Origin of the sequence: Stappia sp. 28M-7, from assembly GCF_014252955.1 — a bacterium.
Lineage (GTDB): Bacteria > Pseudomonadota > Alphaproteobacteria > Rhizobiales > Stappiaceae > Stappia.
Map to the genome: position 1 here is coordinate 2,283,339 of NZ_JACMIA010000001.1, position 13,600 is coordinate 2,296,938.

Annotated in this window: 11 protein-coding genes; 9 read left to right on the forward strand and 2 right to left on the reverse strand. The window is 65.8% G+C overall.

From position 1 onward, the window contains the following. The first annotated feature begins 24 nt into the window (after nt 1-24). From H7H34_RS10000 to H7H34_RS10040, 9 genes are all read left to right on the forward strand, one after another. Complete coding sequence (locus H7H34_RS10000) at nt 25-936, forward strand: nitrilase-related carbon-nitrogen hydrolase (protein WP_185925102.1); 912 nt, start codon at nt 25-27, stop codon at nt 934-936. A 4-nt stretch (nt 937-940) separates the two neighbouring features. Then, nucleotides 941-1,345 carry a DUF423 domain-containing protein gene (locus H7H34_RS10005; RefSeq protein WP_185925103.1) on the forward strand — a complete coding sequence of 135 codons (405 nt, stop codon included), beginning with the start codon at nt 941-943 and terminating at the stop codon, nt 1,343-1,345. A gap of 174 nt (nt 1,346-1,519) precedes the next feature. Further along, nucleotides 1,520-2,773 carry a sarcosine oxidase subunit beta family protein gene (locus H7H34_RS10010; RefSeq protein WP_120268025.1) on the forward strand — a complete coding sequence of 418 codons (1,254 nt, stop codon included), beginning with the start codon at nt 1,520-1,522 and terminating at the stop codon, nt 2,771-2,773. A gap of 8 nt (nt 2,774-2,781) precedes the next feature. Then, complete coding sequence (locus H7H34_RS10015) at nt 2,782-3,138, forward strand: cupin domain-containing protein (RefSeq protein ID WP_185925104.1); 357 nt, start codon at nt 2,782-2,784, stop codon at nt 3,136-3,138. Between the two features lie 10 nt (nt 3,139-3,148). Then, complete coding sequence (locus tag H7H34_RS10020; RefSeq protein ID WP_185925105.1) at nt 3,149-3,454, forward strand: sarcosine oxidase subunit delta; 306 nt, start codon at nt 3,149-3,151, stop codon at nt 3,452-3,454. After that, nucleotides 3,451-6,471, forward strand: a complete 3,021-nt coding sequence (locus H7H34_RS10025) for a sarcosine oxidase subunit alpha family protein (RefSeq protein WP_185925106.1) — start codon at nt 3,451-3,453, stop codon at nt 6,469-6,471. The genes H7H34_RS10020 and H7H34_RS10025 overlap by 4 nt, the downstream gene beginning before the upstream one ends. After that, nucleotides 6,464-7,039, forward strand: coding sequence for a sarcosine oxidase subunit gamma (locus H7H34_RS10030; protein WP_185925107.1), 576 nt, complete (start codon nt 6,464-6,466; stop codon nt 7,037-7,039). The genes H7H34_RS10025 and H7H34_RS10030 overlap by 8 nt, the downstream gene beginning before the upstream one ends. A 376-nt stretch (nt 7,040-7,415) precedes the next feature. Then, nucleotides 7,416-9,230, forward strand: coding sequence for a DEAD/DEAH box helicase (locus H7H34_RS10035; protein WP_185925108.1), 1,815 nt, complete (start codon nt 7,416-7,418; stop codon nt 9,228-9,230). Nucleotides 9,231-9,597: 367 nt separating this feature from the next. Beyond that, nucleotides 9,598-10,323, forward strand: coding sequence for a carbonic anhydrase (locus H7H34_RS10040; RefSeq protein ID WP_185925109.1), 726 nt, complete (start codon nt 9,598-9,600; stop codon nt 10,321-10,323). A gap of 67 nt (nt 10,324-10,390) precedes the next feature. On the opposite strand, the gene H7H34_RS10045 is transcribed toward H7H34_RS10040, so the two are convergent. Both H7H34_RS10045 and H7H34_RS10050 read right to left on the reverse strand, forming a co-directional pair. Beyond that, the gene (locus H7H34_RS10045; RefSeq protein ID WP_185925110.1) at nt 10,391-12,448 is read right to left on the reverse strand and encodes a M3 family metallopeptidase; all 2,058 of its coding nucleotides are present in this window, start codon (nt 12,446-12,448) and stop codon (nt 10,391-10,393) included. A gap of 118 nt (nt 12,449-12,566) precedes the next feature. Next, nucleotides 12,567-13,496 (reverse strand): AEC family transporter, encoded by a 930-nt coding sequence (locus H7H34_RS10050; RefSeq protein WP_185925111.1) that lies wholly within the window; start codon nt 13,494-13,496, stop codon nt 12,567-12,569. Between the last annotated feature and the right edge of the window lie 104 nt (nt 13,497-13,600).

Sequence of the window (13,600 nt, forward strand, 5' to 3'; positions counted from 1 at the left end):
GGCGTTGGGGCCAGCATCCGGCCCATGAACACGTCCTCCTTTCCCGAAACATTTCGTCTCGCGCTTTGCGCCTTCAATCTCGGCATGGGCGGCCGAAGCCGAGAAGCATTCCTTTCCGGCATTTCGCAGCGCCTTGCCCGTGCCCATGCCCAGGGTGCCGAGCTCCTGGTGCTTCCCGAATATCTCAGCGAGGCGTTTCTCGCCTGGAAGCCGAGGGGGCTGAAGCCCACTGAAGAGCTCGCCTTCATGGCGGCAGAGGCGGAAGCCCTGCTGCCGGAAATGGCTGCCCTGGTTGCTGAACATGGCGTGTCGCTCGTCGCTGGCTCCGTTCCTTGGGCAAATGGAGAGGGCGGCTTCGTCAATCGCGCGGTCGCCATGCTCGCCGACGGGCGCAGCATCGCCCATGACAAGCTCGCCCTGACGCCGTTCGAGCTCGACCGCGAAAGCTGGCTTCTTACCCCCGGCGACAAGGTGGTCCGCTTCGAATTCGCCGGCCTGTCGATGATGATGCTGATCTGCCTCGACATCGAGATGCCGGCGCTCTCCAGCCTCATCGCCCGCGATGCGCCGGATCTGCTGATCGTGCCGTCGATGACGTCCAGCCTTGCCGGCTATCACCGCGTCTTCGGCTGCGCCAAGGCGCGGGCTGTCGAGCTGATGTGCTCGGTCGCCGTCTGCGGTGTGGTGGGTGCTTCGCCCGGCACGACCCAGAACGACACGAATGTCTCCGGTGCTGCGCTCTATATCCCGTGCGAACCTTCCCTCGGCTATCGCGGGGTCGTGGCGGAGATCGCTCCGATCGATGGTACCAGGGGCGAGGAACCGCTTCTCGTCGTCGATGTCCCCGTTGCGGCCATCCGGGCCCTGCGGGCAGGTGGCGCCGAGGTCTGGCCGGGCAACTGGTCGGCGGATCACGTCACATTGTCGAGCGAATGAGCCAATGAGTTTCCCGGATAGTTCGCAAGTCTCTGGCGGCGACCGCATCAATGGTGCCGTCGTGCTGCTTGCCGGCCTCAGCGGCGGGCTGGGTGTCGCACTTTCGGCGATGGCAGCCCATGTTCCCGGCGGCGATTTGCTCTCGAACGCGGCCAACATGCTGCTCTTCCACGCGCCGGCCTTTCTGGCGTTGGCGGCGCTGAGGAACAGTGGCTTGCGTGGAATTCTGGCAGGTGCCGCATTGGTTCTTGCCGTCGGACTTGCGTTGTTTGCCGGCGATATCGCTTCGCGGGTCATGCTGGGGCACCGGCTGTTCCCGATGGCCGCGCCCGTAGGCGGCAGCCTCATGATCGCCGCCTGGGCAGGCATCGTGCTGGCCGGTATCGTGCGACTGGCGCGCCGGGCCTGAGGCCTGTCTGCGCGAGGCTGTCGCAGGTGCGACGCAAAGCCTCGACGGAATGTCGTTTTTCGGCAAGAGCGGCTGCCGGATCGGTAGCACAACGGGAGTGAGGGCGTTCGCAACGCAACTCCGCTGGTGCGGCGTTGCCCGCGCCCGCGAGAGCGCCGCCGGCAAGAGGACCGCATGACACGCTTCTCCTTCTGGGACCTGGCCTTGAAGGCCCTCAATGCCCATCAGGATTGGGGCCACCAGTGGCGCAAGCCCGATCCCAAGCCCGAATACGACGTGATCATCATCGGCGCGGGCGGCCATGGACTTGCCACCGCCTATTATCTTGCGACCGAGCACGGCATCACCAACATCGCTGTTCTGGAAAAGGGCTGGCTCGGCGGCGGCAATACGGGCCGCAACACCACCATCGTGCGGTCCAACTATCTCTGGGAAGAGAGCGAGGCGCTCTACGACCACGCGATGGACCTGTGGCAGGACCTGTCGCAGGAGCTGAACTACAACGTCATGTATTCCGCGCGCGGCGTGATGATGCTCGCCCATACGGTTCACGACATCCAGGTCTTCAAGCGCCACGTGCATGCCAACAGGCTGGCCGGCGTCCAGAACGAGTGGCTGAGCGCGGAGGAAGCCAAGGAGTTCTGTCCGCCGCTCAACATCGGCCGCAACATCCGCTATCCGGTGCTCGGCGCCGCGCTCCAGCGCAAGGGCGGCGTTGCCCGCCACGATGCAGTGGCCTGGGGCTACGCGCGCGGAGCGGACCGGCGCGGTGTCGACATCATCCAGAACTGCGCGGTCACGGGCATCCGCCGCCACGCCGACGGATCGGTTGCCGGCGTCGAGACCTCGCGCGGCTTCATCGGGGCGAAGAAGGTCGGCGTGGTCGCGGCCGGCCACACCTCGGTCGTCATGGACATGGCCGGCGTGCGTATGCCGCTGGAGTCCAATCCGCTGCAGGCGCTCGTTTCCGAGCCGGTGAAGCCCTGCTTCCCCTGTGTGGTCATGTCCAACACGGTGCACGCCTATATCTCGCAGTCGGACAAGGGAGAGCTGGTGATCGGTGCGGGTACCGACCAGTATGTCTCCTACAGCCAGACCGGCGGCCTGCAGATCACAACCCACACGGTCGATGCGATCTGCGAGCTGTTTCCGATGTTCCGCCGCATGCGCATGCTGCGCAACTGGGGTGGTATCGTCGACGTCACGCCGGACCGCTCGCCGATCATCGGCAAGACCCCGGTGCCCGGCCTTTATGTCAATTGCGGCTGGGGTACGGGCGGGTTCAAGGCGACACCGGGCTCGGGGCATGTCTTCGCCCACACCATCGCGCGGGACGAGCCGCACCCGGTCAATGCGCCGTTCACGCTGGACCGGTTCCGTACCGGCCGGCTCATCGACGAGGCGGCGGCTGCAGCCGTCGCGCATTGAGGCCCGACATGACACATCAGCCTGTGAACCTTGCCGACAAGCTCGCCCGGTTCTCCGACCACTGGTCACCGAAGATCGTCGGCTCGTTCAACGGTCACGATCTCATGGTGGTGAAGGTCAAGGGAGAGTTCACCTGGCATTCGCATCCCGATACGGATGACTTCTTTCAGGTCCTGTCCGGCAGGTTGACCATCCGCATGCGCGATGGCGATGTCACGCTCGGGCCTGGCGAACTGTTCGTTGTGCCCAAAGGCGTCGAACATTGCCCGGTCGCCGAGGTCGAAACCCACCTGTTGCTGATCGAGCCTTCCGGGACGCCGAACACCGGCGACCCGGATACCGCCGCACGCAAGATCGAGATCTAGGGGCAAGCCGATGCTGTTGATCCACTGCCCCTGCTGCGGCGTCGACCGCCCGGAGATCGAATTCCGCTATGGCGGCGAGGCGCATATCGCCCGTCCCGCGCAGCCGGCGGATCTCGACGATCATCAATGGGCCGAGTTTCTCTACATGCGAACCAACCCCAAGGGCGTGATGGCCGAGCGCTGGCGCCACGTCCATGGCTGCGGCCGCTTCTTTAATGCGCTGCGCGACACGGTCAGCGACCGCTTCATCGCCGTCTACAAGACCGGCGAGCAGCGCCCGGATAGCGCCGCCGCCAGCGGGGAGGGCGCCCGATGACCGCCTCCTTCCGCACTTCGAAGGGCGGGCGCATCGACCGCGCGAAATCCGTCACATTCACCTTCGACGGCAAGACGCTGACCGGGCAGGCCGGCGACACGCTGGCCTCGGCGCTGCTCGCCAACGGCATTCATCTCGTCGGCCGCTCGTTCAAGTATCACCGCCCGCGCGGCATCGTGACCGCGGGTTCCGAGGAGCCCAACGCACTGGTGGGCGTGGCAAAGTCTGCAGCGGCCGCTGCTGCCGGCCAGAGCGTTCCCAATCTGCGGGCCACCCAGGTCGAAATCCACGAGGGAATGGTCGTCGTCAGCCAGAACCGCTGGCCTTCGCTCGCCTTCGACATCGGCGCGGTCAACGACCGCCTGTCGCCGTTCTTCGTCGCCGGCTTCTACTACAAGACCTTCATGTGGCCGAAGAGCTTCTGGAACCGGGTCTACGAGCCGTTCATCCGTGCCGCAGCGGGCCTCGGCAAGGCGCCGACCGCGCCGGACCCGGACCGCTATGCCAACCGCTATGCCCATTGCGACGTGCTCGTCGCCGGCAGCGGCCCGGCCGGACTGGCGGCGGCGCTGACCGCGGCGCGCTCGGGTGCGCGGGTGATCCTTGCCGACGAGCAGGGGGAGCCGGGAGGTTCGCTGCTGCATGATGTTGGCGCAGAGACCGACGGCCGACCCGCGGCCGAGTGGGTGTCCGCCGCGATTGCCGAACTTGCGAGCAACGACCGCGTCACGCTACTGCCGCGCACCACCGTCTTCGGCTACTTCAACCAGAACTTCGTCGCACTTGCCGAGCGCGTCACCGACCACCTTGCCGATCCGGATCCCTCCCTTCCGCGCGAGCGCCTGTGGCAGGTGCGCGCACGCCAGGTAGTGCTCGCCACCGGCGCCATCGAGCGGCCGCTGGTCTTCCCCGAGAACGACCGTCCTGGCGTCATGATGGCCGAGGCAGGCCGTATCTATGCCAACCGCTTCGGCGTGCTGCCGGGCCGGGCAATTGCCGTCGCGACGGCGTGCGACAGCGCATGGCGCGCCGCCTTCGACATCAAGGCGCTCGGCGGCAATGTGGTCGCTATCCTGGACATGCGGACCGATGTGGATCCGGCGTTGAAGGAGAAGGCCCGGGCCCATTCCATCCGGGTGGAAACCGGCTGCACCGTCACCGGCGTGAAGGGCACGAAGAGGATCGAGGGTGTTCGACTCGGTCGCATATCCGGCGACACCGTCTCGTCCGCCGGCAGCCTTGCCTGCGACTGCCTGCTGATGTCCGGCGGCTGGACGCCCAATGTCAGCCTGCATTCGCAGGCACGCGGCAAGCTCGACTGGCACGCGGACAAGGGCGCTTTCCTGCCCGGCGAACCGATCCAGGCGCAGCGCTCGGCCGGCAGCTGCCGCGGCATCGACGGGCTAGCCCAGGTGCTGGCCGACGGCGCGCGCGCCGGCGCGGAAGCAGCGCAAGCCGCGACCGGAAACCCGACCGACATCCTGGCCTTTTCCGCCAGCGGCGGCGAAGCCTCGTCCGGCTGGTGGCTCGGAGCCGTGCCGCATGACCGGGATGCGTCCCGCGTGCGTGCCTTTGTCGACTTCCAGAACGATGTGACGGCAAAGGATGTGAAGCTTGCCGTGCGCGAAGGCATGCATTCTATCGAGCACATCAAGCGCTACACCACGACCGGCATGGCGACCGATCAGGGGCGCCTCTCCAACATGAACGCGCTCTCCATCGCCTCGACCGCGCTGGCCAACGAGATCCCGCAAGTCGGCCTCACCACCTTCCGCCAGCCCTATACGCCGGTGACTTTCGGCACGCTGGCGACGACCTCGCGGGGCGATCTGTTCGATCCGGTCCGCCGCACGGCGATCCACGACTGGGCTGCGGCGCAAGGCGCGGCCTTCGAAGACGTGAGCTTGTGGAAGCGCGCCTGGTACTTCGCCAGACGCGGAGAGGACATGCATGCCGCGGTCCTGCGCGAGTGTCGTACGGTGCGCGAGAGTGTCGGCATCTTCGACGCCTCGACCCTCGGCAAGATCGAGGTGGTCGGGCCGGATGCTGCTGAATTTCTCGAGCGCATCTACACCAATCCCTGGAAGAAGCTCGGGGTCGGGCGTCTGCGCTACGGGCTAATGCTCAACGAGGCCGGCTTCATCATGGACGACGGCGTCGTCGGCCGAATTGCCGAGGATCGCTTCCACGTCACCACGACGACCGGTGGTGCGCCGCGCGTCCTGTCCCACATGGAGGACTATCTCCAGACCGAGTGGGCGGATCTCAAGGTCTGGCTGACCTCCACCACCGAGCAGTGGGCGGTGATCGCGGTGCAGGGGCCGAAGGCGCGCGAGGCCATCGCGCCGCTCGTCGACGACATCGACCTTGCCACCGAAGCGATGCCGCACATGTCGGTGCGTCAGGGGCATGTCATGGGCGGCATTCCCTGCCGGTTGTTCCGTATGAGCTTCACCGGCGAGGCGGGCTACGAGATCAACGTGCCTCCCTCGCGCGCCCGTCAGGTCTGGGATGCGGTCTTCGCCAATGTCGAGCGGCTCGGCGGCTGCGCCTACGGCACGGAGACGATGCACGTCCTGCGCGCCGAGAAGGGCTACATCATTGTCGGCCAGGAGACCGACGGCACGGTAACGCCCGACGATGTCGGCATGTCCTGGGCCATCGGCAAGAACAAGCCGGACTTCGTCGGAAAGCGGTCGCTGGCCCGGCCTGACCTCGTGGCCCCGGGCCGAAAGCAGCTTGTCGGCCTGCTGACGAAGGACGGCAAGGCGCTGCTTGAGGAGGGGGCGCAAGTCACCGTGGAAGCTGATCCGGCGCCGCGCACGCCGGCGCTGGGTCATGTCACCTCGTCCTACATGTCCGCCGCTGCCGGCCGGCCGATCGCGCTGGCGATGATCGCAAACGGCCGTGCGCGTCACGGCGAAACCCTGCATGTGCCGCTGTCGGGCGGGGCGATTGCCGTCGAGGTGGTCCCGCCGCTTTTTGTCGATCCGGAAGGAAACCGGCTCAATGCCTGACGCCCTGTTTCACGCGCCGGCCGAGACGCTGGCACTGTCGCCACGCGTCGGAGCGGAAACCTCGCTCCGCCGGGCTGCAACGCTGGTCCGCTTTGTTTTCCGGGGCGATGCCCCCGCGGCCGCAAAGGCAGGAGCTGTCTTCGGCGTCGCCCTGCCGCAATCGCCTCTTGCCGCCGAAAGCACCGGCGAGCGCGCCGCGCTGTGGCAGGGGCCGGACGAGTGGCTGCTGCTGGCTCGCCCGTCCATGGATGGACCTCAGGCGGTCGACGCGTTGGCGCGCAGCCTTGCCGGAGAGATCGCCACGGCGCTCGGTGATGCGCCGCACTCGCTTGTCGATGTCTCGGAGCGCAATGTTGCCTTGCTGCTGGAAGGGCCGGGCGCTGCCGACCTTCTCAACGCGCATGTGTTTCTGGATCTCGAACCGGCCGCCTTTCCGGTCGGCATGGTGACTCGCACGCTTTTCACCAAGGCGGAGATCGTTCTGTGGCGTACAGGCGAGCAGAATTTCGCCGTCGAGTGCTGGTCGAGCTTTGCGCCCTATGTCGAGGGACATCTCGCCGAGGCCTGATCCGGTCACGGCTCTTGCACAAAAACAGCAGGAAATTGGGCGGTACCGGCCGGTGCCGCCCGTTTTGTTTTGAAAGCGGTCTTGCGCGGCGGCGGCGGTCGTGGTGAATGAGCAGGCCGCTGCCCCGACCGACGGGACGGGCCGGCTCTCGGAGAAACGGCACGCTGTCGCCGCGGGTGACCACCGGTCAGGACACGCGATCCGCATTCTGCCGGTTGGCTCGGGAGCGCCCGGGCTTGTTTCTGGCTCAGCCCCTCCAGGCCTTTCCAGTAGTGTCGTCATCGGCTCGGCTCGCCAGCCAGCGATGATCTCCGCAAACTATCGCTGCCCGATGCACACACGCTATGATACTCGGCAGCTTGCAAAGATGGTGACCATGACGCCGAATATCGATCCCAGTTCCACATCCCCGATCGCGGGGATACATCCGGCCTTGGCTTCCGCCCTGGAGGCGAAGGGGTACAACCAGCTGACTCCGGTCCAGCTGGAGATGACGAACGAGAAGTATGGCGAAGCCGATCTTCTCGTTTCGGCTCAGACCGGGTCGGGAAAGACGATCGCCTTCGGCATTGCCATCGCGTCGACCCTGCTTGGCAGCGCGACACGCTTTGACGCCGCCGGCGCGCCGCTCGGCCTGATCATCGCTCCGACGCGCGAACTTGCCATTCAGGTGCAGCGGGAGCTTGCCTGGCTCTATGCGGAGACGCAGATCAGGATCGCGACCTGCGTCGGCGGCATGGACATCCGCACTGAGCGCCGCGCACTGGAACGCGGCGCCCACCTTGTGGTCGGCACGCCCGGCCGCCTGCGCGACCATATCACGCGCGGCGTGCTGGACCTTGGCGGTATTCGCGCGGTGGTGCTCGACGAAGCCGACGAGATGCTGGATCTCGGTTTTCGCGACGACCTGGAGTTCATCCTCGGTGCATCGCCTAAGGAGCGCCGGACACTTCTGTTCTCGGCGACCGTCAGGCGTGGCATTGCCGAGCTGGCCAAGACGGTGCAGACCGATGCGGTGCGTGTCGCGACAATCGCGACCACCGAGCAGCATGCCGACATCGACTATCAACTGATGCTGGTCCGGCGCGACGAGCGCGAACACGCGATCATCAACACGTTGCTGGAATCCGACAGCAAGAGCGCTCTGGTGTTCTGCCACACGCGCGAAGCGGTTCGCCATCTCACGGCGCGCCTCGTCAATCGCGGGTTCTCCGTGGTGTCGCTTTCTGGTGAGATGGCGCAATCGGAGCGGTCAAACGCGCTGCAGTCCATGCGCGACGGACGTGCGCGCGTCTGCGTGGCGACCGATGTGGCGGCACGCGGCATCGATCTTCCAAACCTCGACCTCGTGGTTCACGCCGACTTGCCGAGCAAGCCGGAGACGCTGCTGCACCGTTCCGGTCGCACCGGGCGCGCCGGCCGCAAGGGCATCTGCGTTCTCATTGTTCCGGAACACAGGCGAGGTGCCGCTCAGCGCGTGCTGGCAATGGCACAGCTGACAGCGACCATGCGCGCAGCTCCCGGCATTGCGGAGATCGAGGCGCGCTATCGCCGGCAGATCCTCGATTCTGCCGTTTCGGCGGCGCTGCCCGATGAGCTGGAGGCGGATTTCGTGGCCGAGTTGCTGGAGCGCGCCGGACCGCAGCGTATCGCGGCCGCGTTCCTCCGCCAGCATCTGGCCGCGCATCCGGTTCCGGAGGATCTCTTGCCGCTTCCCGCGGAAGCGCTGCAGAGCCGCGGCCCCAGCCGTGCCAATCGGTTTGGCGAGGACCGTGCGCCGGGTCGCGAGCCGCGTGGTCCGAGCATGGAGGACGGCGTGTGGTTCACCATCTCGCTTGGGCGCAGGCAACGTGCCGACCCGAAGTTCCTGCTGCCGATGATCTGCAACGCCGGCGGCGTGACCAAGCGGGATGTCGGTGCGATCCGGATCGACGATAACGAAACCCGTTTCGAGATTTCCGCCGACAAGGCCGGCAGCTATGCTTGGCAGATCTTGCAGCCTGGTAGCCTCGAGAAGGGCATCAGGATCGCGCCGGTCGGCGAGGTGCGCATGTCGCCGCGGCAGTTCAAACCGAAGTTCAAGCAGGACGGAAAGCAGGACGGCAAACCGCCCCGCAAACACCGGCCGGCGGCGGCCGATCACGGCAAGCCGCCCAAGCACAAGGGCCGCAAGCCGAAGCGCCCTGATTGATCGGAGCGATCCGCTCGGCCGGGTGGACCTGACAGGTTGCAAGACCTGTTGGCCCGCCCGGTTATGGACGAGCCTCAGGCCGTCAACGTCTCGCGGCGTGACTTTGCCCTTCACTTGGAAGACCCGCTCGCCGGAGTGTATCTCCTGGCAGCCAGGACTGCCGCCGTATCGCTGGCCGCAGTTCGTGTCAGCGCGTTTGTGCGACCTTTAATTGCATTGTTTTTGAGATATTTATCTTTCGTTGAGGCGCTTTGTGCGTAGGTGTCGCTGTTGAACCGGCAGCCCCGGCGCATCCCCGCTCGGGGCGTGCATCGGAAGGGCCCGGGGGGAGCCGGCCGAAGCGGCTGGCCGGGAGAAGGAAATCCAAATGTGTGACGATCACGACTTCACCCTATCGCGGCGCGGCTTGCTGGGGCTCGGTGCGGCGGCAGCAACGACCGCCTTTGCTGGTGGCTTCGCACTGCCGGGCAAGGCAAGCGCTCAACAGGCGGCCGGCGCTCCCAACGACATTTCTCCCGAGGAGGCGCTGGCGCGGCTTGTCGAGGGCAACGCGCGCTATGTCGCCGATTCCGGCTGCAACAGCGATTTCTCCGTGGGCCGTGCCGCGCGCGCGGGAGTGCAGTATCCCTTTGCCGGAATCCTGTCCTGCGCCGACTCGCGCGTCGCCCCGGAACTGGTCTTCGATCACGGACCGGGCGAGCTTTTCGTCATGCGTGTCGCCGGCAATTTCGTCGATGTCAGTGGCCTTGCCAGCATCGAGTATGGCGTCGCCGTTCTGGGCATCCCGCTTCTCGTCGTGATGGGGCACACCAATTGCGGCGCCGTCTCCGCCACCATCAATGTGGTGAAGGAGGGAACGGAGCTGCCGGGGCACCTGCCGGATCTCGTCGGCATGCTGAAGCCGGGCGTTGAGGCAGCGCTGGCCGAAAAGCCGGCCGATCCGCTCGCCGCCGCGACCCGTGCCAACGTCGTCCACAATGTCGAGAAGTTGAAGGCGGCCGGACCGATCGTTGCCGAGGCGGTTGCTGCGGGCAAGGTTCGCGTCGTCGGCGCGATCTATGACATTGCCACCGGCAAGGTCGAGTTCATCTGACCTTTATGCATTGGCGGCGCGAGGATCTCCGCGCCGCCATCTTCTTTTGTCTGCTTTCTCGCAGGCCTCAGGCGAAGCCGCGCTTCTTCAGCAGCGGGCCGGCATCTGGCAGCGCGCCCCGGAAAGCGACGTAGGCATCCTTCGGATCCTGCCGCCCGCCGGCGGAATAGATCGCATCGCGCAGGCGCCGGGCCAGTTCGGCATTGAAGATGTCACCGGTTTCTTCGAAGGCGGTGAAGGCATCCGCGTCCATCACTTCCGACCACATGTAGCTGTAGTAGCCGGCTGAATAGCCGTCGCCCGAGAACACGTGCGCAAAGTGCGTCGGCCGGTGGCGCATGGTGATTTCCGCCGGCATGCCGATGCGGCTCAGCGTTTCGTGCTCCAGTGCAGCAATATCCGCCTCGCCATGGGCCTGGCGGGTATGCACGTCGAGGTCGAAGAGCGCCGAAGAGAGATACTCGACCGTCGAAAAGCCCTGATTGAAGTTGCGGGCGGCCAGCACGCGCTCCATCAGCTCGGCCGGCATTGGCTCGCCCGTCTCCACATGTACGGCAAAGCGCGACAGCACCTCCGGCTCGGAAAGCCAGTGCTCGTAGAGCTGCGAGGGCAGCTCCACGAAGTCGCGCGCAACGGAGGTTCCGGAGATCATCGGATAGGTCACGTCCGAGAGCAGGCCGTGCAGGGCATGGCCGAACTCATGGAACAGCGTGCGTGCATCGTCGAAGGTCAGCAGCGTCGGCTGACCCTTCGGCGCCTTGGCGAAGTTCATCACGTTGACGATGATCGGGCGGATGTTGCTGGCGAGCTTCTCCTGACGGCGATACGCGCTCATCCAGGCGCCGCTGCGCTTGGTCGAGCGGTTGAAGTAGTCGCCGAGAAACAGGCCGACATGATCGCCATCCGCGTCCAGCACTTCGAAGGCGCGCACGTCCGGATGATAGAGCTTCAGCCCCTCGACCTCGCGGAAGGTCAGGCCGAACAGCCGCCCGGCGGTATGGAAGGCCGCCTCGATCATCTTTTCCAGCTGGAAATACGGCTTGAGCTCGGCCTCATCGAGCGCGTGGTCACGCTGGCGCAGCTTTTCCGCATAGAAACGCCAGTCCCAGGGCGAGATGGCGATATTGTCGCCGCTCTCGGCCGCAAGCGCCTGCAGGGCCTCTGCCTCCTTGCGTGCCTGCGCCACGGCCGGGGTCCACACGGTCTCCAGCAGTTCGCGCACCGCCTGCGGCGTACCGGCCATCGTGTCGTCGAGCTTGTACGCGGCGAAACTGTCGAAACCGAGCAGGCGCGCACGCTCGTCGCGCAGTTTCAGGATCTCGGCGATGATCGTGCGATTGTCGGTGTCGCCCCCCATCTCGCCGCGCGAGATCCAGGCCTTGAACGCCGTCTCGCGCAGGTCGCGACGGGTCGAAAACTGCAGGAAGGGCTCGATCAGTGAACGCGACAGGGTGATGACATGCTTGCCCGGATGGCCGCGTTCGCTGGCAGCCTCAGCCGCCGCCTGACGCAGGAATCCGGGCAGGCCTGCCAGATCCTCCTCGCTTTCCAGCAGCAGCTGATAGCCGGCCTCATCCGCCAGCACATTCTGGGAGAACTGCGTGCCGAGCACCGCAAGCCGCTGGGTGATTTCGGCCATGCGGGTTCGTCCCGCTTCGTCCAGTGCCGCGCCGGCACGGGTAAACATGCGGTGGTAGCGCTCCAGGACGCGCGCCTGTTCCTCATCAAGGCCCAGCGTGTCTCGTGCCTCCCAAAGGGCCGCGACCCGGGCATGGAGAGCCTGGTTGAGCAGCGTTTCGCTGGAATGACGGGCAAGCTTGGGCGCAATGTCGCGCTCGATCCGCTGCAGCTCTTCGGACGTGTGGCTTCCCGCAAGGTTGAAGAACACCGACGCAACGCGCGTCAGCTCGCGCCCCGACAGTTCCATCGCCTCGATCGTGTTGGCAAAGCTCGGCGTCTCCGGGCTGTCGGCAATCTGGTTTACGGCCTGCCGCGCCAGCGTCAGGGCCGCCTCGAAGGCCGTTTCGTAGTGCCACGGCTCGATCTCGCCGAACGGCGGGAGCCCGAATGGGGCGGTCCACTCGGCAAGCAATGGGTTGCGATCGGCGACGGATGCGTCGGTCATGAACTGGATCCTTGAAACTTGGCCCAAAAAGGGGAGACGCCGGCGCGAGCCGGCAGCGTCACGCAGCAATATGGGATTGCCCGGATCGCCTGTCAGCCCCTGCATTGGCGTGCGGGAGCTACAATCCCGCCCACATGAGCGCCAGCGAGACGGTGATCACGCCGGCGGTGGTCGACAGCAGGATGGCTGCTGAGAGTTGCTGGAGGAAGATGCCGTATCGCTCTGCAACGACAAAGACGTTTCCGGCGATGGGGAGCGATGCGATCACGACCAGAATGGCGGTTTCGGCTGCACCGAGGCCGAACAGCATCGCCGAGGTCAGGACGGCGAGCGGATGCACAAGCAGTTTCATCACGATCATCAGCGAGATGACGCGCGCCTCGCCTTCGACCCGCCTGGAGGCAAGCTGCACACCGAGCGAGAAAAGCGCCGTCGCGCCCGCCGCATCACCGAGGAAGTTCAGCAGGTTGTCGCCCGCTTGCGGGAGCTTGCCTCCGGCCAGCGACAGGAGCGTGCCGCCAACGATCGCAAGCACGAAGGGATTGAAGATGACGCCCTTCGCCACGGTGGCGATCAACCGCCAGCTCGCACCCTTGCCCGACGCCCATTCCAACAGGCCGATGCAGAGCGGGATGAAAATCGTCAGGTCGAGAACCAGCACCACCGCCATCGGCGCAGCGGCCCGTTCTCCGAACGCCGCCAGCATCAATGGCAGGCCGAGAAAACCGATATTGCCGATTGTTGCGGCTTGGCCGCTGACCGCCATTTCGGCCAGCCCGCCGCCGCACAGGAGGCGCATCGCCAGCATGGCAACCGCAAAGGTGGCGCCGCCCGCCAGCACCCATACCGGCACCATCGGCCCTGTCAGGGCGGCGATGATGTCCTGTCCGGCGAGTGCCCGGATCACCAGCGCCGGCATTGCGAAATTGAAGACGAAGACGTTCAGGCTGCGCACCGCCCCGTCCGGCATCCAGCCACGTTTTGCTGCAAAGAAACCGAAGGCAATGACGGCGAAAAAGGGTCCCGTGATCGAGAGCGTCAGGAGCATGACGTTGCAATCCTTGGTTGAAATGACAGTGGAGGCTCCGGCGCGCCTTGGCTTGAATGCGAGGGATTGGACTCAGGATTCGTTAAGAGGGGACGCGGATACTG